This is a genomic window from Paenibacillus sp. 2RAB27 (genome assembly GCF_052115445.1).
Lineage (GTDB): Bacteria > Bacillota > Bacilli > Paenibacillales > NBRC-103111 > Paenibacillus_E.
Genome location: NZ_JBFRGR010000019.1, coordinates 97,432 through 120,403, shown reverse-complemented (window position 1 = coordinate 120,403; position 22,972 = coordinate 97,432). Strand labels below are relative to the sequence as shown.

Below are 22,972 nucleotides of genomic sequence, written 5' to 3'. Positions count from 1 at the left end.
GAACAGTGACACCTGAAATGCAGAACATCGCAGCTATTCTAAGGGCCGGAGCTGCTTCAGCTATGGGTATTGAAGAAATCATCCAACAGGAAATTAGTGATTGGAAAAAAGATCCGCTCAGGAAGATGATGCTAATCGGAGAGCAGTACTATGGATTAGACCATGATGTCTTAAAACATAAGCGAATGACGATTGGAGAAGGCGGCGTTCCTATTGAAGCCATCCATTTGGCTAACAACAAGCTACCGCATGGATTCGTTCGTAAACTCGTTGATCAGAAAGTGGGCTATTTGCTTAGTAAGCCGCTGAGTATTCAAACGGAGAATAAAAGCTATGAAGACTTGCTGAAGGATTTTTTCAGTAAGTCTTTTTTGCGCTTATTACAATCTGTTGGCCGTGAGGCAATCAATAAGGGCAAAGCGTGGGTCCATATCTATTACAATCCAGCCGGTATATTGTCCCTGAAACGAATTCCGTCTGAGGAATGTATTCCATTGTGGCGAGACGCGGCTCACACTGAGCTGGATGCGCTTATTCGTGTATACGAAGTGGAAGTGTACGAAGGTAAGACGAAAAAGACGATCAAGAAAATAGAGTTTTGGGATACAACCGGTGTCTATCGTTACGTACTTGATGGTGTTGGAATGAGTCCAGATATCGAAGCCGGAGATCGAGGGACTCACTTTAGTTTTGTGGAAGGTGATAGCGAGCTCCCGCTAAACTGGCAGCGTGTTCCCTTTGTTTGCTTCAAGTACCATGAAGATGAGCTTCCACTTGTTAAATTCGTACAAGCTTTGGTTGATGATTATGATCGTAAGAAAAGTGATAACTCGAACAACCTTGATGATTTGCCTAATAGTATCTATGTAGTCAAGAACTACGATGGACAAGATCTTGGGGAGTTTCGACGCAACCTCTCGGTGTTCCGTGCTGTGAAGGTCATGGATGATGGTGGTGTGGATACGCTCTCCCTGGATATCGACACTGAAGCATATAAAACTCATCAAGAAATGAATAGGAAGGATATTTATGAGTTTGGGCGCGGCGTCGATACACAGTCCGACAAGTTTGGAAACAGCCCAAGTGGGATTGCCTTAAAGTTTCTTTACCAGGACCTGGACTTAGACGCCAATGACATTGAGACGGAATTTCAGGCAAGTCTAGAGCAGCTGCGTTGGTTCATTGATACTCACCTTGCTAATAGCGGTTTAGGGGATTATTCGAGTGAAACCGTCGACTTCATCCTTAACCGAGATATTCTTATTAATGAGATGGATACCATCACAAATGCCAAGAACAGTGTGGGTGTCATATCCGATGAAACGATTGTTGCTAACCATCCGTGGGTGACAAATACGCAAGATGAAATGAAAAGACTCGAGTCCGATCGGAAGAAGGCATTCGAGGATGAAGCTTATATGAATGAACTTAATGGAACATCAGCATGAGATCTGCAGAATATTGGGCAGGACGGATGGAGCAACTGAATGAGGCGCAGCTTGCTAAGGGTGAAGCTTATGTACAGAACATGAATCGCGAATATGGTAAAGCGATGGCGTCGATTCAGAAGGATTTGGATGTGTTTTATCAGAGGTTCGCAAAGAACAATAGCGTGGATTTAGCAACAGCGCGTCAAATGCTAAAAGCTGGTGAGCTAAAAGAATTCAAATGGTCTGTTGAGGATTATATAAAGGCTGGCCGTGAGAATGCGATTGATCAACGTTGGATGAAGGAATTGGAGAATGCGAGTATCCGAGTTCGAATGAGCCGGCTTGAATCGTTGCATCTGCAAATGAAGCAGCAAATCGAATTACTTGCAGCGAAGCGCCAAGCAGGGGCAAACGGTTTGTTAGGTGGTATTTATAAGGATAATTACTATCAAAGTATTTTTGAGCTGCAGAAGGGTCTCGGGCTGGGAGCAAGCTTCTCTAAATTAAATCCGCAGCAGATCAACAGCCTGCTTGTGACACCTTGGGCTCCAGATGGTAGTAACTTCAGTCAGCGGATATGGGCAGACCGATCCAAGTTAATCCATGAGCTTCAGACTACTTTAACACAAGGGTTGATTCGAGGAGATTCTTCCGAGATGATGACAAAAAGGTTATCTGAGCGGATGGGTGTGTCACGTGCGCGTGCTGAAACCCTAGTTCTAACGGAATCAGCTTATTTTTCTGGGGCTTCTCGTAGGGCTTCGTATGGAGAGCTGAACGTTGAAAGGTATAAGAATGTAGCCACGTTAGATAAGAAAACGTCAGATAAGTGTCGCACGATGGATGGTAGTATTTTCTTAGTCAACGAGGCGCAGGCTGGGCTGAATTGTGCACCTTTCCATGCGAGGTGTCGGACAGTTGATATCCCATACTTTGAAGATAACGTAAAAGAGAGGGCAGCCCGTAACCCCGAAGGAAAGACATATGATGTTCCTGGCGACATGACTTATAAAGACTGGGAGAACAAACATGTTGAGCCTATAGTAAGTCAGCCGAAAATGCCACAGGTAGGAGAAGTTGAGGAACCACCTGGGACTCCTAATCGTCGCTTTAACCCAAAGGCGAGCTTTCAAATTGATCTTAAGAAGGTACCGGAGGATATGTTGGAACGCTTGGCCGAGGTGAATCGCAGCATTGCTAGGGAAGGACATCAGCAATCCAAGGAGATTGCCGTGCTTCTTGATGGTAGAATCGGAGAGCAGTTAGGTCGTACAACAGGGACAATCAATCAAGCTAAATTTAGTAGGGATATGGATCGTGTGCTGCGGGAGGCGCCAGATGACTCCGTTATTTTGACCCATAACCATCCTCAAGGTACGAGAATTAATATTAAGGACGCTCGTAACCTGGCTCTTTACCCGTCACTGGCACATATTGTTGCTGTAGGCCATGACGGTGGTATCAGTAGCATTTCGACGCTGGGTAAAACAGTTGATATACTGGTATTTAATGAAGTCATGGCAACGATGGCAGTAAAGATAAACGGACAGTTAAAATCTTCATCTAAGTATGCTACAATGTCGGTATCAGAGCAAAAGGCTTACTTTTCGCATGCCGTGATGTTAGCCGTTATTGAAGAATTGGGGTGGTTATATGGCGAAGACTTCGAAACATCAAGAGCAAGAGATTGGGGGATTTGACGAGGCCTATATGGATGACCTCAATCCTAGAGCTCCTGATTTTGTTGAGAAGTTCATTGATGCAGTTAAGCGACCAATCGAGATTCTAAAAGAAGAAAAATAGAGGCACTCACATTTGCGTGGGTGCTAATTTTATTGTTCTCTCTTATAGTTTAGGTTGCTTACTGACAGCAATTAAGTGTGGTGAGATGGTTATTTAATATTTTCCAATCTGGCAGGATAGTTAAAAAACTTCTAGAATAATATGGAATATAAAATTACCGTTAAGTGGTAGAGAGAGTTGGATGGAAATTGGGAGTTATTACAAGATGGTTTTTATTCATTGTCATCACTATAGTACCTCTACTAACTTTAACATTACTTCTAAATAATGTTGAAGTAGTACATGCTTCAGTTGATGATTTAGTTAAATATTTAAAAATATATGACTTTACTATTAAAGATATATTAATCACTCAATTTTCTTTAACATTTATTATACTTTCTTTACTTTCGTTATTATCTTCTAACGCAGAAAGTATTTATTGGGAAGATGTGATTAGTTATAAATTAGTTTATCCCAAATTTACTAATTTCGTTTCGATATCTGCATCGCTCATTGGTATAATGATTCTTTCCATAATTTTTACGATTATTAATTTAGGATACTATGTATATTTTAGTTTTGGAGTAGCAGTTATTTTGCTTATTTTTTTGATGAGTAAAATGATCAACATTTATTTTAGTCGTGATTTAATAAAAAATGAGCTTAATAAGATGTTTAATCAAGCGAATGAAGATAAAAAGCAAACGCATTTATATGGCCTATATGAAAAAACTATACAATTATTAGATGAGAATAAATACCAATATATTTTTGAAAATTTTGATTTTCTAGTAAATAAGAATGAAAATAACACGATTTTAAAAATAATGACCGTAATTAGTGACAAAAGTCCTGTGTTATTTTATGATTTATTAATTAAATATGATTTGTATAGTAATCCCGCAATTCAAAAAATAACAATTAGTTTAATAAATAATTTAATAGTCAATCATTCATTTCCAGAAATTAAAAGAGGTATATTAGAATTAATGATAGGTAAATTAAATAAAATTGATCAATCTTTTTTTTCTAATTTGTATGTTCAAGGTATTAACTCCGCCTTAACGGGAATGGAACAGCATGTTATAGACCCGCTTGTGGATGATTTATCTGATAAAATAAATAATTGTATATCTAAATTGGATAAGCCGATTGAGCAATTATATACTGCTTACATTCATAAAGATAAATTTGCGTTTGATATGATACTATTTTATTTAGAAGAAATGAAGAATGAATTTACTACTGCTGTAAATAATGCATTTAATGAATTCGGTAATGAGATTACTAATAATTTTGTTTTTATATATAGCTTTTCTCAAATTCGAGTTGATTTTTGTACAGAAGAAGAAAGGGAAAGAATCGATCAAATAATAAAAAAGGATGAGCAGGAAATTTATTTGCTAAAAAAACAACTTAGTCGTCTATCACAATTAAGGGATGCTAAAGTGTAGTATATTCTGTTTGTAATAACATTTTGACCAATTGTGTAAAAAGGATTCCTGAACTTCCAGGAGTCCTTTTTCTTTTGCCCTACCATATGGCGTTAAACTAGGTATACATTCACCGGACAGTACCGGAGAAAAGTGAGGTTGAGATAAATGGATTGGTTGAAAGACCTGTTGAAAGCTCAAGGGCTATCAGATACACAAATCGCTGCAATTGTTGGAGGTGTTGAAACGAATTATAAAGGTTGGGTCCCTGAGCACCGATTCAACGATGTTACTGTAGCGAAAAAGAAAGCGGATGAAGATTTGAAGGAACGAGATAAGCAGCTTGAAACACTTAGTAAGGCAGCAGGCGACAATAAGGCGCTGCAGGATCAAATCACTCAGCTGCAAACAGATAATAAAGCTGCTTCAGATAAGTATGAATCGGAGTTGAAGGAACTTCGATTAAATACAGCACTTAAGCTGGCTTTAACGGGTAAGGTCCATGATCCTGAAATCGTAACGGGTTTGCTGGATAAGAGTAAGGTGGAGCTTGATGATACCGGAAATGTGAAAAGTGGACTTGATGATCAAGTGAAAGCCCTGCAGACGAGCAAGGCTTTTTTGTTTGTTCCTGAGAAGTCTACGCAGCAACAGTTCAGGGGTATCACTCCTGGGGATGGTAAGACACCAGGATCTGGAGGTGACGATGATAAAACCAATATGGGTAAACGTCTAGCAGAGCAAGCTGCTAAGCAATCCGAAGGGCTAGATAAGGCTAGGGAATCCTATTTTCAATAATGAAGAGGAGGTAATAATCGTATGAAATACACAGAAACCACCTATACGAACAACAGGAAGGAAATCTTAAAGTTCCCGGATCATTATGTGAACTTGGCGGTGACCGTAGATGACACGGGGATTGTTGCAAATGCTGACGGTAAGAAGATAGTTCCAGCCGGCACCATCGTTGGTAACGGCATTTTAACCGACATCACGAAGAAAGCAAAAAAAGCAATAACTACTGCAGGCGTGTCCAATGCCGAGGGTGTACTATTCACTGATGTTGATGTAACTTACGGCCCTGCAGCAGGTGCTATGCTTGTTCATGGTTTCATTGATATTGCTAAACTTCCAACAGCCCCAACCCCAGAAGAAGTAGCTGCATTAAACCAAATCGCGTTTTTGAAATAAGAGGGAGGAATGAAATAAATGCCAACAATTTTTGATCTCGTTAATGCAAAGAACATTGCAACGTATTACGATACAAACACTTCGAATGCAATTCCATATCTCGGAGCTACGTTATTCCCAGCTAAGAAGCAATTGGGCCTGGACCTCAAGTGGATCAAAGGCTCTAAAGGGCTACCGGTTGCTTTGCTGCCATCGGCATTCGATGCAAAGGCAACGCTTCGTGACCGTATTGGTTTTAAAAAGGTAGAGACGGAGATGCCTTTCTTCCGAGAAGCAATGAGGATCGGTGAGAAGGACCGTCAAGAATTAAATCGTTTAGCTGCTAGCGATAATGAAAGTTATTTGATGCCATTGATCAATAATATTTACGACGATGTATCAGCACTTGTTGGTGGCGCCATGGTTAATCCCGAGCGGATGATTATGCAGCTTCTCTCAACAGGTAAGATTAGTATCGTTGCCAATCGTTTGAACTATGACTACGACTACAAGATGCCAGCTACGCATAAGGTCACACTAACCGGGACGGACAAATGGAGCGATCCAACAGCGGATATCGTAGGTGATATCAAAACTTGGCAGGATACAGTTGAGGATGACACCGGTGTACGTCCGTTGAATGGGATTTGTACGCGGAAGACATGGAACTATATTCTATCCAACACTGCAATTCGTCTAGATATGAATCCACTTGGTGGCCAAAATATCATTATGACGGATGCGCTCATGAAGCAGTATCTACAAAATAAGTTAGGTGTTTCGATTGCCGTCTATAACAAGAAGTTTGCTCTGCAGGACGGTAGCAGCAACTTGTTCTATCCTGACGATTACTTCACCCTCATTCCTGAGGGTTCACTTGGGAATACGTATTTCGGTACCACACCAGAGGAATCCGATCTTATGTCTGGTAGTACTTCAGCGGATGTTTCCATTGTGAATACCGGTGTCGCGATTACAACCATTAAAGAGCCTCACCCAGTCAATGTGGAGACGATCGTTTCCGCGATTACGTTGCCTTCCTTCGAGCGCATCGATCAGATTTATATTTCTAAAATTAATTAATCAGGAAGGGTGAACGTAGATGACAACAAAGGCACAAGAAGAAAAGACAAAGAATGTTAAAGTGAAGTTTATTCAAAACGTTAAATACCGCGGTAATTACTACCCTGCTGGGACTGAATTAGAAATTTCTGTTGATGATAAAGCCTCCCTTATTAAAGATGGTGTTATTGATTCAGGTGATAGCGACGATGACGACCAATGAATACTTGAGCAAACTTAAGGACCTGCTAGCTATTCCTGTTGAAGATAATAGCAAAGATGGCCGGCTTATCTTTACGATTGAGACGGTCATTCAAGCTATATGCAATTGGTGTAACATTCCAATTGTTCCGGAAGAGCTGGTGAATGTGGTGTTACAAATCGCCGAGGATCAGTATAGGACGAAGTATGCTTCTGAGTTTCCGGAAACTCAGCAGGCCATTCAGAGCGTTAAACGCGGGGATGTTACAACTACTTTCGGTTCATCTAAGTCTACAGTTAAAGCTGGACCAGGTGCATCTTTCTTGCAGAGATATGAAAGTCAGCTTATTGCTTATAGGAAGTTGAGGTGGTAGTCTTTGGGTTTCGGAAACGTAGCAGCTGAGAGGGCTGCCATTGAAATGACATATGAAGGTCGTTGTACGGTCACTGAACTACAGTCAGCAAAGGATCCCGTAACTAAGGCGACAGGCCAACACAGGGTTATCGTCCTATTGGACGAGCCTTGCGCTGTTTCTCAAACTACTCTTAGAGGAGTGACGAGTACAGAAACCGATAATACGATTAATTACGACGCTAAGCTTTTTATCTCCCCGGATGTAACTATTAAGGCTGGCAGCGAAATTAACGTCATTCAAGATGGAATGGATATTAGGTTTCAACAAGTTGGTAAGCCATTTCGTTATCCCACGCATCAAGAGATTATGTTGAATGAAGTTGGCCGTGTGTGAGCCGCTTAGGTGACTTTAGTTTTTCTGATTTGCAGGATTTTAAGAAAGGTCTAGATCAACTTCAAGAATATGCTCATACTTTCCTGGAAGAGTGCATAAAGGAATTGGCAGCGCGGCTGTATGCAAAAACCGTTGCCCGCACTCCTGTGCTTTCCGGAGATTTGCGACGAGGTTGGAGTATTGGACCCATTCAACGAGTCGGATCTGACATTCAAATTGAGATAATAAATCCAGTGGAATATGCTATGTATGTTGAGTATGGTCATCGGACTCGCAATCATCGAGGGTGGGTGGAGGGTCGATTTATGTTGACTGTATCCATCGCAGAGCTCGAGCAGGAGCTGGTGGCAATATTGGAACAAAAGCTGCAGCGATTCATGAAACAGCGCTTGGGGTGGTAGGATGATTGAACAGGATATCCTTAATGGGATTATCGGGAAGTTGGATGTGCTGGCTCCTGACCTTCCAATATATACAGAACAAGTGAAGCAGGGCTTTGTGCAGCCTGCTTTTTTTGTCATGCAATTGAATAGTGGCCAGAAAAAAGAATTGAATAATCGATCTTTTCGATCGCTACTCTTTAATGTGCATTTTTTCCCTGATGCGGATAGCCTTACAAAGAAATCAGATTGTAGGGCAATGGCCGAAAGACTGTATGAAGCACTGCAGTTCATAGTCGCCATAGGCCCAATTCGAACAAACGATTTGAAATACGAAATTATTGATGATGTGCTCCATTTTTTTCTAAGAGTTGGATTACATCTACTTCAAGAAAAGCCAGTAGAAACAAAAATGATGCAATCAGAACTGGAGGTTCATCTATGAGTACGAGAAAAGAGCAGGAGCCATCATACACCAAAGAACAATTCATAGGATCTCAAAGATTTACAGGGGCCCAGAAAGATATTCTGGGTGCGTTGTTGGTCGATGGTGAAAGTTACACGAACTCAAAAGTTATAGATCTTATTAATGAGTTTTTAGAAAGGACGGTGCAATAGATGGCCGGAGGAACATGGGTAGTGCAGAATAAGGTTCTTCCAGGCTCGTATTTCACGTTTAACACTGATTCTTCACTCGGAACATTAGGTGAACGCGGCACGGTTACGTTTGCTTTAAAGCTCTCATGGGGGCCATCGAAACAGATATTGACGTTTCAAGCAGGTGATAACGTGAAGTCGCTGCTTGGTTACGATATGACTGACGCTAACATGCTGCTTGTGAGAGAATCACTCAAGCGAGCTGGTAAGTTACTCCTATACAGGCTGAACACAGGTACGAAAGCAACAGCGGTTGTTGGCAGTTTGACTGCTACAGCTAAATATGGAGGCTTGAGAGGAAATGATTTGAAAATCGTCATTCAAACCAATGTTGATGACAGTTCGAAGTTCGATGTACGAACGCTACTAGCCTTAGAAGAGGTCGATAAACAAACGGTAACGAACATCGCAGGACTAGTGGCAAACAATTGGATTACATGGACCGGAAGCGGATCGCTTACAGCATCGGCTGGGGCATCGCTTACGGGTGGAACTGACGGTACAATCCTTAATGGTGATCATACCGATTACCTTACGGCCGTTGAAGTATACGAGTTTCAAACGATGGCACTTGTATCAAGTGATCCAACACTTAAGGCCCTGTATGTTGCCTTTAACAAACGATTGCGCGACGATGAGGGTTTAAAAATTCAAACGATTCTTGAAAACTATCCCAGCGCGAATTACGAAGGTGTTATCAGTGTTAAAAACGGTGTTATCCTATCGGACGGAACTGTTTTGGATGCTGCTTCTGCTACGGCTTGGGTGGCAGGAGCAACGGCTGCCGCACAGGTCAATGAATCTTTGACTCGAGTTGCTTATGATGATGCCGTTGATGTAAGCCCGCGCTATACCAATACTCAGAATCAAACAGGGGTACTAGCTGGCGAGTTTCTATTTGCTCAGAGTAAAGGGCGCGCTATTGTCGTTCAGGATATCAATTCATTTACAAGCTATACACCGAGTAAGGACAAGCGATTCTCTAAAAACCGCGTACTCCGTGTCCTGGATTCGATCAACAATGATTTAAAAACCATCTTTGATAATTACTATATCGGTAATGTGGATAATAACACCGATGGTCGTAACCTGCTCAAGAATGAGTATGTGAAGTATATGGAATCATTACAAAAGATCGGTGCAATTGAAAATTTTGATTCACAAACAGACATAACGATTACACAAGGCGAAGATACTGATGCAGTATACACGGAGTTTGCAGTGCAGCCGGTGGATGCAATCGAAAAAATCTATAACAAAGTGCGGGTGAAGTAGGATGACCTTTTTGCAAGCGAAGGATACCATATCCGGACAATCAGCTCGAGCATATTCAACGATTAACGGCAAAGTCGAGGAAATGTTTTATGCTAAAAAGTTAGAGGGAAAGGTTAAAAAAAATAAAAAAGAAATTAAAACGCTAGGCAAGAACGGCACGCAGAATAAAGCGAACGGCTTTACTGGAACGGGAACAATGACCATCTACTACACCACGTCATTGTTTAGACAATTGATGCTGGAGTATACGAAGCTAGGAAGAGATACGTACTTCGATATCCAAGTTACCAACGAGGATCCTAGCTCCACGATAGGTCCCCAGACGACCATTCTTAAGAATGTTAACTTGGATGAAATTACAGTTGCTGCATTCGACGTGGACTCAGAAGTGCTTGAGGAAGAAGTAAGCTTCACTTTTGATGACTGGGATATGCCAAACGCTTTTGCTGCACCAACATTAGGCTAAAAGCCGATAAGGAGGATTCTATTTTATGAGTAACTTAAGTGCATTTTTCGCAAAAAATGCAGCGCCAGTTGATGCTGTAGAGGAAGTTGTTGTTTCTGATCGTTTCAAGGACGATGAAGGTAAGCCTATTGCATGGAAAGTGAAAGCTGTACTGCAAGAAGATAGCGACAATATTCGCAAAACATGCATCAAAACAATTAAAGGTAAGTACGGCAATAATACGCGTGAGACGGATGAGCAAGAGTATATGTTAAAACTTGTTATCGCCAGTGTTGTATTTCCGGATCTTAAAGATGCTGAGTTACAGCAAACGTATGGTGTTTACGGCGCGGATAACCTCATTAAACGTATGCTCACACCAGGGGAATATACAAACTTGGTGCTGAAAGTACAAGAGGTTAATGGATACGATAAAGATATCAATGAATTGATGGAAGAAGCAAAAAACTAATCGAAGGAGGTTGGGACGAGAACGGGATGCGGATCGATCCTGATTCAACTGCCAATCTTCTTCATTTTGCTTTACATAGACTTAAGAAGCTTCCGCATGAAATATTAGAACGTCCAGCCTCTGAAAGAGCTTATATATTCGCATCTATTGCACTGGTAGTTAAAAAAGAGGCAAAGGAAGTAAAGGGAGTAGCTAAAAATTGATCCGGTAAGGAGGTGAGAGTTATTGGCAACCGTAGGAGCAAGTCTCAAGCTTTTCGACCAGTTCTCAAGTACGCTTACCAGAGCGCAACAGGTGATGGATTCTACAATCGTCACAGCAGGTCGGTTAAGGCAGTCGCTGCATGGGACAATTAGTTTCAGAATCACACTAGACTCATCGAGCGTGCTTACGCAGGCGCAAGCGCTGCGAGTCCGGATTCAACAGCAACTCGGACAAATAACGGCACGTATTCGACTTGAAATGCCTAGTTCATTGACGGTGTTCTTTACTAACTTGCAAAGGCTTGTCCTTAGACTCCTCGCTGCAGTAGAGCGGCTTAATAGGAATGTGGGCGGAAGTAATGCAGCACAGCTCCAGGCAGCTTTACAGCGAATTGCTATCCTAGAACAGCAAATCCTTACACTACAGGGACAAGTGAACCAACGCATCAGGGAAGGGTCAAGCGCAGCTGGGGGATTAGCAGGAAACATGGATAAGATTGCGTCAGCATATATCGCCATCGCAGCAGCTAAAAAAGCCATGCAAGTGAGTGATGATTATATCAACTCTCAGGCCCGGTTAAACATTGTCAATGACAACAAGCAGACGCCTCAGCAGCTACAGGCTGCCGTATTTGATGCAGCTAACCGAGCGCGCGGTGATTACGTTACGATGGCGAGTAGCGTTGCGAAACTTGGTTTGTTAGCTGGGGATGCATTTGGTGGGAATAGCGAGGTTTTAAAGTTTACGGAGCTCATGCAGAAGTCCTTTAAGGTATCCGGAGCTTCGACGCAAGAGTCGCAAGCGGGTATGTACCAGCTAACACAAGCAATGGCATCCGGTAAGCTTCAAGGCGATGAGTTTCGTTCCATCATGGAGAACGCGCCTATGCTGGCCCAAGCAATTGCTACGTACACCGGAAAGACCAAGGGCGAGCTAAAGAAAATGTCGGCTGAAGGAACGATTACAGCTAACATTATCAAAGGAGCGTTATTTTCGGCGGCGGATGACATCAATGCTAAATTTAAGACAATGCCTAAGACGTTCGGCGATGTGATGACTCTTCTCAAAAATGATGCTATCCAGGGATTTGGTACTGTCATCGAACAGGTCAATAAGCTTATGAACTCACCTGGAGGAAATGAATTTTTTGAGGGCATTTCGGGGGCGCTGAGGAAAGCAGCCAATGGAACGGCATGGTTTGTGGGAGTGCTAACTAATCATATGGGAATCGTAAAAAATATTCTGGTATCCGTTGGAGCTGTCGTTACAGCGCTAACCGTAAAATGGCTCATACATTGGGCAGTAGCAGCGTGGCCCATATTCGCGGTGATTGGTGCCATTGCATTACTACTTACTGTACTCAATGCTTTTGGAGTGTCCACGAAGCAGGTTATGGGAATTGTTGCGGGTATTTTTATGGTAGCATTCGCTACAATCTATAACAGCATCGCACTGGGATGGAATATGATTCTTGCTTTCGTTGACTTCTTGGCTAATATTTTTCATGATCCGGTTTATGCGGTCAAGAAGTTATTTTTTGATTTAGGAAAGAGCATTGCAGAATTTTTTGGAACTGTTATTAACGGCATTGTAAGTGCATTAAACTTGGTTGTCAAAGGAATTAACAAAGTATCAAAAGCAAATATAAGTATCATACCTCAAATGGATATGAGCAAACTCAGCGATATGGAGGCCCCAACATCTTCTAGTCGTCACGTGTCCGACTTATCCTCGAAGTATCGTATGGGACAAATGGATTATGGCACAGCTTTCAATAATGGTAATAATTTTGTTGGTGGCATGTTCGACAAAGTAGGTGCAGCCTTGAGTGGTTGGGACGATATCCCGAATATTGACAAGGTGAACGAGGTTGGCAAGATCGGTGATACGGTTGATATCTCAAACGAGGACCTGAAAGCGATGAGGGAATTGGCAGAGATGAAAAGCATTCAGAATTTCATCACGTTGACGCCAACTGTCCAGGTGACAGGGGACAATCATTACCACGCTCAAGGGGATGTAGAGGATATGATCGGGCAACTTACAGTTGCTTTACAGACGCACATGGACAGCTCTGTAGATGGAGTGACTAACACATGAGTTATGAGATCCATTTGAGCTTCAACAATAACCAAGAGGGCTTTCAGTTGCCAGTTAATCCAGCAGAGATTGAAGTTTTAAGTGGCAGTAACGGCAAAACCTATGACATCGTGGGTGCGAATGATGGCAGGTCAGAAGTTCGGGGCGGCGAAATCAACGTTATAAAGAGTCCGAAACTGCGCGAGATCTCATTCGAGGGATTATTCCCTGCACAATTTTATCCTTTTTTAGCAACGGATACGCTGTATGAACCGATGTATTACGTTCGAGCTATCGAAAACTGGAAGTCGATGAAACGCCCGATCCGTTTTATTTATGTAGCTCACTGGCAGCAACGTTTGGCGTCTCAGGGATTTAGCGGACAAGAGTTAAATATTCCTGTTTCTATCGAAAAGTTTAAATGGAAAGAAATTGCGGGCTCGCCAGGAGACATTGAGTTTAGTATTTCTCTTAAAGAGTACGTATTTTACGCGGCTCGCCGGGTAATGGTTAATACCGACGCAACTGGGAACGTGGTTGCCGTCCAGCAGTCCACCAGAAGGCCAGACGAGCGGATACGGCCAGACACTTATGTACTCAAAGATGGCGATACTTTAACCAAGATTGCCATGAGGTTTTATACGGATGCAGCTGGAATACCCGACAGCTCTAGATATAAAGACATTCAGACAATAAACGGCTTGAAGGATTCGGATGTCAAAAAACTGGCCGTGGGTAGCATACTTAAGCTGCCGGCAACGTGAGGTGATTTCTTGCTTCAGGTATTAATTGACAATAAGGACGGAACGTTGTGGGAACTTCCGGTGACTGGTCTTACATATAAGACTTACCGAGTTGGCCAAGCGGCTAGTATTGAACTGACGTTTATTAAGGGCGGTATATACGAGGATGCCGCGTTTAAATACAATACCGGTGATGTGGTACGTGTCACGTTTGATGAACATCCTGTATTTTATGGTTATATATTCAAGATTGACGATGGACGAGACGAAGCTGTGAAGATAACGGCTTATGACCAGTTGCGGTATCTGATGGGAAGTGACACCTACGTATTTAAAAATGCGAGTGCAACTGAGATTGTCCAAAAGATTGCAAATGACACTGGACTTAAATGTGGCGTACTAGCTGAAACGACTTACAAAATACCTCGAACCATCGAGGACGGCAGCAAGTTGCTTGATATTATTTGTAATGCGCTTGGCAATACAACGATGTCTACAGGCCGCACGTTTGTGTTTTACGACGAATTTGGCGAACTGAATTTACGCGATATTGCTGATTGGAAACTGGATATGTCAATTGGTGACTTGAGTTTGGCTTATGACTACAAAATGACACGTTCTATCGACTCGGACACGTACAATCGGATTAAGCTCGTACAAGATGTAAAGAGCGAAGAAACAGGGCAGCGCTCGAAAGTAGTAGGCCGAAATGTATATATTGCACAGGATAGCTCCAATATCGCTAAGTGGGGTAGGCTTCAACTTTATCAAAAAGTCGATGACGGCTTGAATGAAGCTCAGATTAATGAAGTGCTCAATACACTAAGTAAGCTTAAGAACCGAGAGACACGATCTTTTATAGTTGATGCCATTGGTGATATCCGGGTGCGAGCGGGATGTTCAGTTTCTATTAATATAGCGGAGATTGGTATTAATCAATATTTCTTGGTTGACGAGTGTACCCACACTTTTGATGGAGATGAACACACGATGTCATTAGCGTTGAAGGTGTATGGATGAGTAAGGACATAGCCGCATTAGCGAATCTCATTAAGCGTGCTGGCAAAGGGGCGGTTGATGCTGGGGCTCCCGTTGCTATTTTATTTGGCAGTGTAACACAGAAAAATCCTCTCGAAGTGACCGTGGATCAGCGGTTTACACTCGATGAGGATTTTTTAATTGTCCCTGAGAGCCTGACAGAGTATAGGATACAACTTAGCCATTCCCATAGTTACAACGGCGGGATAACAGGATCTTCGCTCACTGAGGAAATTATCATTCGTCGGGGCCTTGAAGTCGAGGACGCAGTGATCTTATTTCGGATGCAGGGTGGTAATCAATATTTAATCTTTGATCGGGTGGTGTAAATATGATACCAACAGGTGGTGCTGGTAATGTCCAGTTACTGCAAACGCAGCATCCCAGCAAGACATATAGGATTGATCAAGAGAACAAACGTATTGTCGGTATTGTTGATGGTCTTGAGGTAGTTAAACAGGCTGTATATAAGATCTTACAGACGGAGCGATTCGAGCACCTCATCTATGGACCGGACTATGGTAGTGAGCATTCATCATTGATAGGCAATAGCGAGTCATTTGTTCGTTCAGAACTGAGGCGACGTATTCTTGAAGCATTGCTTCAAGATGATCGGATTGCAGCTGTCGAAGAAATGAAAATAACTATGAATGGTGACTCGGCGCTGGCAGAATTCACAGTCGTTTCAAAGTATGGAGAATTCCAAGCAAAGAAAGGAATTGGTGGATATGTATGAGTCGCAGAGTTATGCAGTCATTCTGCAGCGCCTGCTTGAAAAAGTGCCGGATGATCTAGACAAACGTTCTGGAAGCGTCATATATGATGCTTTGGCTCCTGCAGCTATAGAGCTTTCCAATGCATATGTGGCTCTTGATTCAATATTGACTTCTGCTTTTGCAGATTCAGCAAACGATGAATATCTAGAATATCGGACGAATGAGTTTGGTATAACTCGGAAATCAGCTACCGCAGCGATAAGAAAAGGGTTGTTTTACGGTACCGGAAATAACTCTATTGATGTTCCGATCGGTAGCAGATTCTCTATTAATGGAGTAAGTTACACAGTCATTTTAAAGTTGGCTGCCGGGCAATTCGAACTGCAAAGTGAGACGAAAGGGGTTGTAGGGAATCAAAACTTCGGAACACTATTGCCTCTGGATTATATCAATGGTTTGGTAAGTGCTACATTAACGGACGTTTTAATTCCTGGTGAGGATATCGAAACGGATGACAAACTTCGAGCAAGATTTTTGCAGCAAGTTCGTCTTCCTTCAACTTCAGGGAATAAAGCAGACTATAAGAAATGGGCTCTTGAAGTTGATGGTGTAGGAAAAGTTGAAGTATTCCCTCAGGGATTAGGACCTGGAACAGTGAAAATAGCAATCGTTGATGCACTTAATAATCCGGCTTCATCTGAATTAGTTCAGTCCGTACAAAACTATATTTCGCCTACGGACGGGATGGGGGAGGGAACGGCACCAATCGGAGCAAAAGTCACGGTTGTATCAGCTATTGGGAAAACGATAAGTATAACGGTAGATGTCACACTTGCAGTTGGATACACCATTCAAGATGTACAAAACAAGTTCACTGAGGCTATTGTTGAATACTTTCGAGAAATAGCGTTTTCTGTTTCTTACGTAAGTTTCGCTAAATCCGGAACCATACTCTTGTCTGTTCCCGGTGTATTTGATTATACGAACCTTCGATTGAATGGTAGTTTAGCGAATGTCAGTCTTTTACAAGAGGAAGTTCCGATTCTCGGGGGTGTTGATATTGGCGTATCCGGATAGTATTGATCGATTCAGCGAGAAGTTGAATAAGAAACAAGATGGTAGTACTTACGCCATTGAGGAGGAACTGCCTATCGATGGTGGCATGTACGAAGGTTTCCTCCAGCACGATAATATTTCTACTAACAGTATTCAGGTTTATACAGGCTCTCGTTTTACAGGTGATAAGGTTTCGAACTTCATTGTTTCGGTACCTTCAAATATGCCTTGGCGACGAATAATCAAGATTTTCAGCACTTCGGCAAAAGTTTTCGTCTCCTATGAGACTCCTGGTGATACGGTGGAAGCCGACGATATCAATACACTACAAGCTAGTGTAACAGCAGCACAAGAAGAGCTAGATCGATATAAATCATCTGGAATTATCGATGGTGGATCTTTTTTTGAAGGGGCGTGATTTAAAATGGCACAAACAGTAAAAATTCGGCGTGGAACGAAAGCGGAGTTAGTTGCTAGAGGGGCTCTTTTGACAGGTGAGATGGGTTTTTGTACAGACACAAAAGAGGTCTATGTTGGCGATGGTACAAACAATTTATTCGTAGGCCGTGTCATGACTGGCCCTTACGCGTCTCGTCCAAGTGCGGCCGTTTCCGGTAGGTTCTACTATGTGACATCTGGCACAAACGTAGGCTATCTATACATGGATGATGGAACGACGTGGGTCCGCATGAATGCACTTGCTCTTACAGATTTAACAGGCACACTGGACAACATAACAGATGGAGCAACTTACGGAAAGGTGAAAAACTCTGAACTAACAAGTGGTCAGGTTAACCGTATTTCAGATGGCACAAATACCGCTACGGCAGCACAAGTCAGCACACATATTGCCGATTCAACGAAGCATAGGCAAATCAACGATGTAGGAGCCGCATCAACGGACTTATGGTCAGCACAAAAAATAAAGAATGAAATCGAGTTAGCAAAACACAATATTGAGCCGCAAGCAAGTGTAAAGGATAGAGATATTACGGCTCCGCCCGGATCGCCAGCGCTTGCGGATCGATACATTATACCTTCGAGCGCAACAGGGGTATGGGCAAGTCAAACGAACAAGATCGCCGAATGGAACGGAACAGCTTGGGATTTGTACACGGCAAGTATTGGTTGGACATGCTACGTCGACGATGAACAGAAAATATATAGCTGGAACGGATCGGCATGGGTGCGAACTGGTGGAGCCTTACAGACAATTACCGCAGGTGCTGGACTCACAGGCGGTGGCCAAGCTGATACGGTCACTATCGACATTGGTGCAGGAAACGGAATCTCTGTTGCTGCTGACTCTATTTCAGTTGTGGCTTTTAAGGGAATCACCGTGAACTCCAGCGGGGTAGCTGCGAACATTGACGGTGATAGCATTATTTACGATGCCGCGAACGGTAACCGCCTAATGGTTAACACGATAGATGGCGGCACGTTCTAAGGGGTCTGAAGTATGCGGAAAGTATTGATTCAAATTCGTCGTGGCGCTGAGTCCAACATAGGCACACTTGCGGTTGGTGAACTTGGATATTGTGAAGACACAAAGAAACTCTACATCGGGACTGCGACAGGCAATGCTTTGCTTGTCGCTGCTCAATCAACTGGCGACATGCTCAAATCAATATATGATACGAACAACAATGGTAAGGTTGATTCCGCCGAAACTGCTGATAGCGTGCCATGGACAGGTATTTCTACAAAGCCGACAACATTTGCACCATCGACGCACAAGTCAACCCATGCTGTCGGTGGAACTGATGTCCTAACTCCAACTGATATTGGCGCGATGCCAAAGGGGCCCATTACATGGGACCAGCTCAAGGGGGTGTGATGATTGTCATTCAGCGATTCACTATATGGCGCCAATCAGTATGGTGTCAACGAAACAGACACCGCGCAAACAAACGATGAGAATCCTGATTTAATGAAGTACCTCCCGGCGTACTATCATGAGATTTTGGATATGCGTTGTATTCAGGAATCACTCTCGGCTGATATTGGCAAGCTGAATATTGATATCCGCTTATGTATAGATCAGTTTTTCATCGATACTGCGACTTGGGGGCTAGACTTCTGGGAGCGCGTATTTGGTATTTCAACAGACCGGACTAAATCGTACGAGCCTCGTCGTGAGGTTATTAAAGCAAAGATTCGAGGAGCTGGCACGACAACAAAAGAAATGATTCGTACTACGGCGATGGCTTTTTCAGGAGGCGAGGTAAATGTTATCGACTACCCTACTGAGTATCGCTTCGAGGTACAGTTTGTCGGTGTAAAAGGCATTCCTCAAAATATGGCTGGATTCATTGCAATGCTTGAAGAAATCAAGCCTGCTCATTTAACATACAGCTTCAAATACACTTATACGACCTGGGATAATCTAAAAATCCTCACATGGCAGCAGGTGCATAGCAAGACGTGGAATCAATTAAAGGTCTACGAAGGAGAGTGATAGCATGCTAACAACAGCTAATTTAGGCTTGAAAAAGCCAGCCGGAAGCGATGTTGTAGACATTGCGGACCTGAATAGCAATATGGATGTGATTGATAACGCAATTCAAAATGCAACGAAGAACATTGGTACCAGCAATGCGGATGTCACGAAGAATAAAGCTGCTTGGCTCGATAAAGATACGCGAACAACTGTCGCGACCTACACATCTGGAAAGCTAACGAAGATTGAAGAGAAGGACGGGGCTACGGTTATTAAATCAACGGTTTTAACCTATGACGGTAGTAACCGATTGTCTACAGTTGCAGAGACAGCAGGCGGAGAGACTGTTACTTCAACGATTACGTATGATGGTAGCTCGAATATATCAACGATTACAAAGGCGGTGTCCTAAATGACGATCGATCCAGCCACATTATCTCAGGTTATTGATGTTAAAAATAAAATTGGGACAAATGCGGATTCTTCCGGGACAACTTCTGTATTCGCAAGACTAGCTCAAATTGCGGCGTATGTCGACACTTTAGAAACATCCATTGGTACCAATGCAGATGCTTCAGGGACTTCAACGGTGTTTGCTAGGCTGGCCCAAATTGCCGCTTATGTTGATCAAGTCGAAGGCTATACAGACACGTTGGAAACGTTGCTAGGGTTAACAGGTGACGTTGCAAGCGGAACCGGATCTGTTATGGCAAGATTGGCTCAACTAATTGCGTATACAGATACGGTGGAAACGACACTCGGTACAGTTAATACAAACGTCAACACAGCCAACACCAATATCAATACAACGAACATGAGAGTTGGAACGAATTCGGATGCAGCGGGAATGGATACGTTGTTTGCATTGTTGAAGAAGTTAGATGCAAAAGCAATATTTGGTGGTGGGTATACTCAATATAAAGGTTCATTCGCAACTGCAAGTACAACAATGGTGACGGCGCTTAGTGTTAGTGGCGCGGGTAGATTGAACTATTTACATGCTTTTAATGCTAACGGAAAAAATGTCACGGTTATTGTTGATGGTGTGACAGTGATAAATGATCTGCCGTTAGGCGGAACGGGGGCATATCTTGTTCCTGTACCAACAAATGGAAGTTATTCTAATAGTGCGCATCAATGCAATATAGCCTTCAAAACATCATTGCAAATTCTAATGAAAGCGCAAAGCGGAACACCGGACATACACTGGCAATATGAATTAGCTTAAAAAAAGGGGGGGGCGTGTAAACATGGATGAATTTATCCGACTAGATGGGGTTACGTTAGAACCACAAGTAAATGGAATCTTGTATCGCAAAAGAATCATAGGTAGTGCGACAATACTGGAAGCGATAGCTGAAACGAAAACTGAAACTGTACGCATTGATAAGGATAATGTGCAGGAGATAACATATCAATTTGATTTAGAGATAGGTGAGTATTTAGAGACTGTTCGAATTAGAAGATATGAGCCAGATCCCAACACTATATCACCTGTTGATTCTAAAATATCTGAACTCAACGCAGCTTGTAATGAGGCAATTCTCGCAGGTTTCACCTCAGACGCACTCGGTACTGATAACACATATGATTTTGATTATGATGCTCAAATCAACCTAGGTGGAATGCTAAACGCGATTACTGCAGGTATGATATCAGGAAGCTTTCCTTGGAAGGCATCTGGCATTCCACAATTGCACACGATCAATCAATTTAAGGCCGTGTTTGCTGCTGGCCTCACCCATAAAAATTCGAATATCGGTAAGTACTGGATGCTTAAAGAGCAAGCTATTGCGGCTACCACTCCAGAGGAGAGAGACGCGATTGTATGGTAAACCTCCAACCTTGTGACGTGATTTTTGTGAAACGTCGCCGAGATCCAACATTTAAAGATCGAATCATAGGCAAGTTAGTCAAATGGGCTACGAGGAGTGAATACTCTCACGTAGCCTATTTTGTTGCTGCTAACATCACTTTCGAATCTAACGCCTTTAGAAGTGCTGGTTATGGATTATTAGATGATTATGCTGATTTCATTGTAAAACGTCTTAGATTCGCACCTGAAGTACGTCTTAGAGTTCTCAATCAGATTCGAAAGACAGAAGGAGCTCGATACGGTTGGGGAGAGGTAATCGCTTTGTTATTTCGCAAGAGATGGGGTATACCCGTCTACTTCGATAGTCCCCATGCATTTGAATGCGCGGAGCAATTAGTCAAAGCTGTACATGCGGAAACAGAGTTATGGATTGTTGCTCAATCGACAGGCGACGTAAGCCCGCAAGATCTATTTGAGTCGCCGTGGTTATCGACTATTAATGTAGAAAGAGGTGGTGGTAATGAATAGATTTCTTCAATCGTTATTAACTTTGAATTCGTTAATAAAACCAACGAATGCTGCAGCGGCCGCAACAAGTGCTTTTATCAGTCCTTTTATTGCTCATGCCTTCGAGAGTGGAAAGTTTTGGGTATTCTTTTTGTACATTAACATCATTATCGCCGATTGGATTTCTGGTACTTCCGCAGCTAAGAAAGACGACACCTATTCGTCTGAGTACGGTATTGCTGCAGTCCCGCGTACGATTATCATGCTTTGGTTGCCATTTGTCGGATGGTTAATTGATAAAGTATCTCTCACAGTTTTTAACGTGAATCAACCAGGTTACGCCTTCTACGCGATTACAGGAATGCTTGTCTATCATACTTGGGAGAGTATGACAGCCAACGCATATCGAGCAGGTTGGAGGATCCCAAAGAAGGTTACCTCATTTGTGAAAAGTGAAATCAAAGCAAAGATTGATAGGGCTCAAAAGAAGAAAGGCGATGGTGGGATTGGATAATTTGTATTGGTGGGGAAAGGCAAAGGAGGCCAGCGCGCTCATCGGCTGGTTTCCTACTGTAATTTTCGCTCAATGGCAGCATGAGACAGGTCACTTCACGAGTTCGAATTTTACGAAGAATAATAACATTGCCGGCCAAACATGGCAGAGTTATATGCCATTGTCCATGAAAGGCTCAGCACGACCTTCAGCTGAAGGAGGTTTTTACATCCGGTATGAGGATCCAGTGGTCGGTTATGTAGATTTCATTCAAAAGAACGGCAGATATGCCAATGTGAAACTGCAGGGAACTGAAGAAGAGCAGATCTGTGAAATAGCAGATCGCGGTTGGGCAGCGGATACAAATTATGCAATGAAGTTAATCAATCGGTTAAATAACAATAAACAGCTAGGATATATTTTGGAGGAGGATAATGAGATGTTAAAAGAAGAAGTCGAGTTACTAAAGGGACAGATTCAAACACTATTAAACACAGCAGATGCACATATTGAGCAGATTACCGCTCTGGAAAGGCAAAATAGTATGCCTGTACCTGATTGGGCGACAAATGCCGTGGAAGCTGCCGTTTCATGCGGATTGATAGATTCACCTAATGGTCGTAGTCATGATTTTTATAGTTTGATCACCGTTTTTCACCGTAAAGGACTTATTTAGAACAAATAATTGATACACCAAAAAAGTAAGCCCTTTATTCCGAATATTGTCGGGATCGAGGGCTTTTTTTTATTTGAATAACTTTTTAATCTTACTTCCTTCAAGTTCCATTAGTCATAGATTCCACTAAGGTGTACCATTATTA

General features: G+C 42.5%; 32 protein-coding genes. All 32 read left to right on the top strand.

The features are described 5' to 3' along the window. The first annotated feature begins 5 nt into the window (after positions 1–5). The 32 genes from AB4114_RS23350 to AB4114_RS23195 all read left to right on the top strand — a co-directional run bounded on the left by AB4114_RS23350 (position 6) and on the right by AB4114_RS23195 (position 22,827). Positions 6–1,448: a phage portal protein gene (locus AB4114_RS23350; RefSeq protein WP_441990584.1), complete on the top strand. Its 1,443-nt coding sequence runs from the start codon at positions 6–8 to the stop codon at positions 1,446–1,448. Continuing rightward, positions 1,445–3,130 carry a minor capsid protein gene (locus AB4114_RS23345; protein ID WP_441990583.1) on the top strand — a complete coding sequence of 562 codons (1,686 nt, stop codon included), beginning with the start codon at positions 1,445–1,447 and terminating at the stop codon, positions 3,128–3,130. The genes AB4114_RS23350 and AB4114_RS23345 overlap by 4 nt, the downstream gene beginning before the upstream one ends. A gap of 291 nt (positions 3,131–3,421) precedes the next feature. Further along, a complete protein-coding gene (locus AB4114_RS23340) occupies positions 3,422–4,669 on the top strand; it encodes a hypothetical protein (RefSeq protein WP_441990582.1) in 1,248 nt (415 codons plus the stop codon). Between the two features lie 147 nt (positions 4,670–4,816). After that, on the top strand, positions 4,817–5,446 hold the full coding sequence (locus AB4114_RS23335; protein ID WP_441990581.1) for a phage scaffolding protein: 630 nt from the start codon (positions 4,817–4,819) through the stop codon (positions 5,444–5,446). A 21-nt stretch (positions 5,447–5,467) separates the two neighbouring features. Continuing rightward, positions 5,468–5,839, top strand: a complete 372-nt coding sequence (locus AB4114_RS23330) for a hypothetical protein (RefSeq protein ID WP_441990580.1) — start codon at positions 5,468–5,470, stop codon at positions 5,837–5,839. An 18-nt stretch (positions 5,840–5,857) separates the two neighbouring features. After that, entirely contained in the window at positions 5,858–6,901 is a 1,044-nt protein-coding gene (locus AB4114_RS23325) for a major capsid protein (protein WP_441990579.1), read from the top strand. 19 nt (positions 6,902–6,920) lie between these two features. Beyond that, entirely contained in the window at positions 6,921–7,103 is a 183-nt protein-coding gene (locus AB4114_RS23320; RefSeq protein ID WP_441990578.1) for a DUF7210 family protein, read from the top strand. After that, complete coding sequence (locus AB4114_RS23315) at positions 7,090–7,455, top strand: hypothetical protein (protein ID WP_441990577.1); 366 nt, start codon at positions 7,090–7,092, stop codon at positions 7,453–7,455. Before AB4114_RS23320 ends, AB4114_RS23315 begins: the two co-directional genes overlap by 14 nt. A gap of 3 nt (positions 7,456–7,458) precedes the next feature. Continuing rightward, positions 7,459–7,830, top strand: coding sequence for an ABC transporter ATP-binding protein (locus tag AB4114_RS23310; protein WP_441990576.1), 372 nt, complete (start codon positions 7,459–7,461; stop codon positions 7,828–7,830). Beyond that, the gene (locus AB4114_RS23305; protein ID WP_441990575.1) at positions 7,827–8,231 is read left to right on the top strand and encodes an HK97 gp10 family phage protein; all 405 of its coding nucleotides are present in this window, start codon (positions 7,827–7,829) and stop codon (positions 8,229–8,231) included. The genes AB4114_RS23310 and AB4114_RS23305 overlap by 4 nt, the downstream gene beginning before the upstream one ends. Before the next feature lies 1 nt (position 8,232). Beyond that, on the top strand, positions 8,233–8,655 hold the full coding sequence (locus AB4114_RS23300) for a phage tail terminator family protein (protein WP_441990574.1): 423 nt from the start codon (positions 8,233–8,235) through the stop codon (positions 8,653–8,655). Then, positions 8,652–8,828 carry a hypothetical protein gene (locus AB4114_RS23295; RefSeq protein WP_441990573.1) on the top strand — a complete coding sequence of 59 codons (177 nt, stop codon included), beginning with the start codon at positions 8,652–8,654 and terminating at the stop codon, positions 8,826–8,828. The genes AB4114_RS23300 and AB4114_RS23295 overlap by 4 nt, the downstream gene beginning before the upstream one ends. 21 nt (positions 8,829–8,849) lie before the next feature. Further along, positions 8,850–10,142 (top strand): phage tail sheath family protein, encoded by a 1,293-nt coding sequence (locus tag AB4114_RS23290; RefSeq protein WP_441990572.1) that lies wholly within the window; start codon positions 8,850–8,852, stop codon positions 10,140–10,142. A gap of 1 nt (position 10,143) precedes the next feature. Further along, positions 10,144–10,608: a phage tail tube protein gene (locus tag AB4114_RS23285; RefSeq protein WP_171635703.1), complete on the top strand. Its 465-nt coding sequence runs from the start codon at positions 10,144–10,146 to the stop codon at positions 10,606–10,608. A gap of 25 nt (positions 10,609–10,633) precedes the next feature. After that, positions 10,634–11,059: a phage tail assembly chaperone gene (locus AB4114_RS23280; protein WP_171635705.1), complete on the top strand. Its 426-nt coding sequence runs from the start codon at positions 10,634–10,636 to the stop codon at positions 11,057–11,059. Positions 11,060–11,085: 26 nt separating this feature from the next. Beyond that, positions 11,086–11,262: a hypothetical protein gene (locus AB4114_RS23275; protein WP_171635707.1), complete on the top strand. Its 177-nt coding sequence runs from the start codon at positions 11,086–11,088 to the stop codon at positions 11,260–11,262. Positions 11,263–11,284: 22 nt separating this feature from the next. Next, positions 11,285–13,363: a tape measure protein gene (locus AB4114_RS23270; protein ID WP_441990571.1), complete on the top strand. Its 2,079-nt coding sequence runs from the start codon at positions 11,285–11,287 to the stop codon at positions 13,361–13,363. Further along, positions 13,360–14,106, top strand: coding sequence for a LysM peptidoglycan-binding domain-containing protein (locus AB4114_RS23265; protein WP_441990570.1), 747 nt, complete (start codon positions 13,360–13,362; stop codon positions 14,104–14,106). Before AB4114_RS23270 ends, AB4114_RS23265 begins: the two co-directional genes overlap by 4 nt. Positions 14,107–14,115: 9 nt before the next feature. Beyond that, positions 14,116–15,105 carry an XkdQ/YqbQ family protein gene (locus tag AB4114_RS23260; RefSeq protein WP_441990569.1) on the top strand — a complete coding sequence of 330 codons (990 nt, stop codon included), beginning with the start codon at positions 14,116–14,118 and terminating at the stop codon, positions 15,103–15,105. Further along, a complete protein-coding gene (locus AB4114_RS23255; RefSeq protein ID WP_441990568.1) occupies positions 15,102–15,452 on the top strand; it encodes a DUF2577 domain-containing protein in 351 nt (116 codons plus the stop codon). The genes AB4114_RS23260 and AB4114_RS23255 overlap by 4 nt, the downstream gene beginning before the upstream one ends. A gap of 2 nt (positions 15,453–15,454) precedes the next feature. Beyond that, entirely contained in the window at positions 15,455–15,859 is a 405-nt protein-coding gene (locus AB4114_RS23250; protein WP_441990567.1) for a DUF2634 domain-containing protein, read from the top strand. Next, the gene (locus AB4114_RS23245; RefSeq protein ID WP_441990566.1) at positions 15,852–16,916 is read left to right on the top strand and encodes a baseplate J/gp47 family protein; all 1,065 of its coding nucleotides are present in this window, start codon (positions 15,852–15,854) and stop codon (positions 16,914–16,916) included. Before AB4114_RS23250 ends, AB4114_RS23245 begins: the two co-directional genes overlap by 8 nt. Continuing rightward, positions 16,900–17,313: a phosphoglucomutase gene (locus AB4114_RS23240; RefSeq protein ID WP_441990565.1), complete on the top strand. Its 414-nt coding sequence runs from the start codon at positions 16,900–16,902 to the stop codon at positions 17,311–17,313. Before AB4114_RS23245 ends, AB4114_RS23240 begins: the two co-directional genes overlap by 17 nt. Positions 17,314–17,319: 6 nt before the next feature. Next, the gene (locus AB4114_RS23235; RefSeq protein WP_441990564.1) at positions 17,320–18,342 is read left to right on the top strand and encodes a DUF2793 domain-containing protein; all 1,023 of its coding nucleotides are present in this window, start codon (positions 17,320–17,322) and stop codon (positions 18,340–18,342) included. 12 nt (positions 18,343–18,354) lie between these two features. Further along, a complete protein-coding gene (locus AB4114_RS23230) occupies positions 18,355–18,732 on the top strand; it encodes a tail fiber protein (RefSeq protein ID WP_441990563.1) in 378 nt (125 codons plus the stop codon). Between the two features lie 3 nt (positions 18,733–18,735). Then, on the top strand, positions 18,736–19,353 hold the full coding sequence (locus AB4114_RS23225; RefSeq protein ID WP_441990562.1) for a putative phage tail protein: 618 nt from the start codon (positions 18,736–18,738) through the stop codon (positions 19,351–19,353). Between the two features lie 4 nt (positions 19,354–19,357). Then, positions 19,358–19,747, top strand: a complete 390-nt coding sequence (locus AB4114_RS23220) for a hypothetical protein (RefSeq protein WP_441990561.1) — start codon at positions 19,358–19,360, stop codon at positions 19,745–19,747. Beyond that, entirely contained in the window at positions 19,748–20,563 is an 816-nt protein-coding gene (locus AB4114_RS23215; RefSeq protein ID WP_441990560.1) for a hypothetical protein, read from the top strand. It abuts the gene before it with no gap. Between the two features lie 22 nt (positions 20,564–20,585). Continuing rightward, the gene (locus AB4114_RS23210) at positions 20,586–21,170 is read left to right on the top strand and encodes a DUF4376 domain-containing protein (protein ID WP_441990559.1); all 585 of its coding nucleotides are present in this window, start codon (positions 20,586–20,588) and stop codon (positions 21,168–21,170) included. Beyond that, on the top strand, positions 21,164–21,679 hold the full coding sequence (locus AB4114_RS23205; RefSeq protein WP_441990558.1) for a hypothetical protein: 516 nt from the start codon (positions 21,164–21,166) through the stop codon (positions 21,677–21,679). Before AB4114_RS23210 ends, AB4114_RS23205 begins: the two co-directional genes overlap by 7 nt. Continuing rightward, a complete protein-coding gene (locus AB4114_RS23200) occupies positions 21,672–22,172 on the top strand; it encodes a phage holin family protein (protein ID WP_441990557.1) in 501 nt (166 codons plus the stop codon). The genes AB4114_RS23205 and AB4114_RS23200 overlap by 8 nt, the downstream gene beginning before the upstream one ends. Continuing rightward, positions 22,165–22,827, top strand: coding sequence for a glucosaminidase domain-containing protein (locus AB4114_RS23195; RefSeq protein ID WP_441990556.1), 663 nt, complete (start codon positions 22,165–22,167; stop codon positions 22,825–22,827). Before AB4114_RS23200 ends, AB4114_RS23195 begins: the two co-directional genes overlap by 8 nt. Positions 22,828–22,972 lie beyond the last annotated feature (145 nt).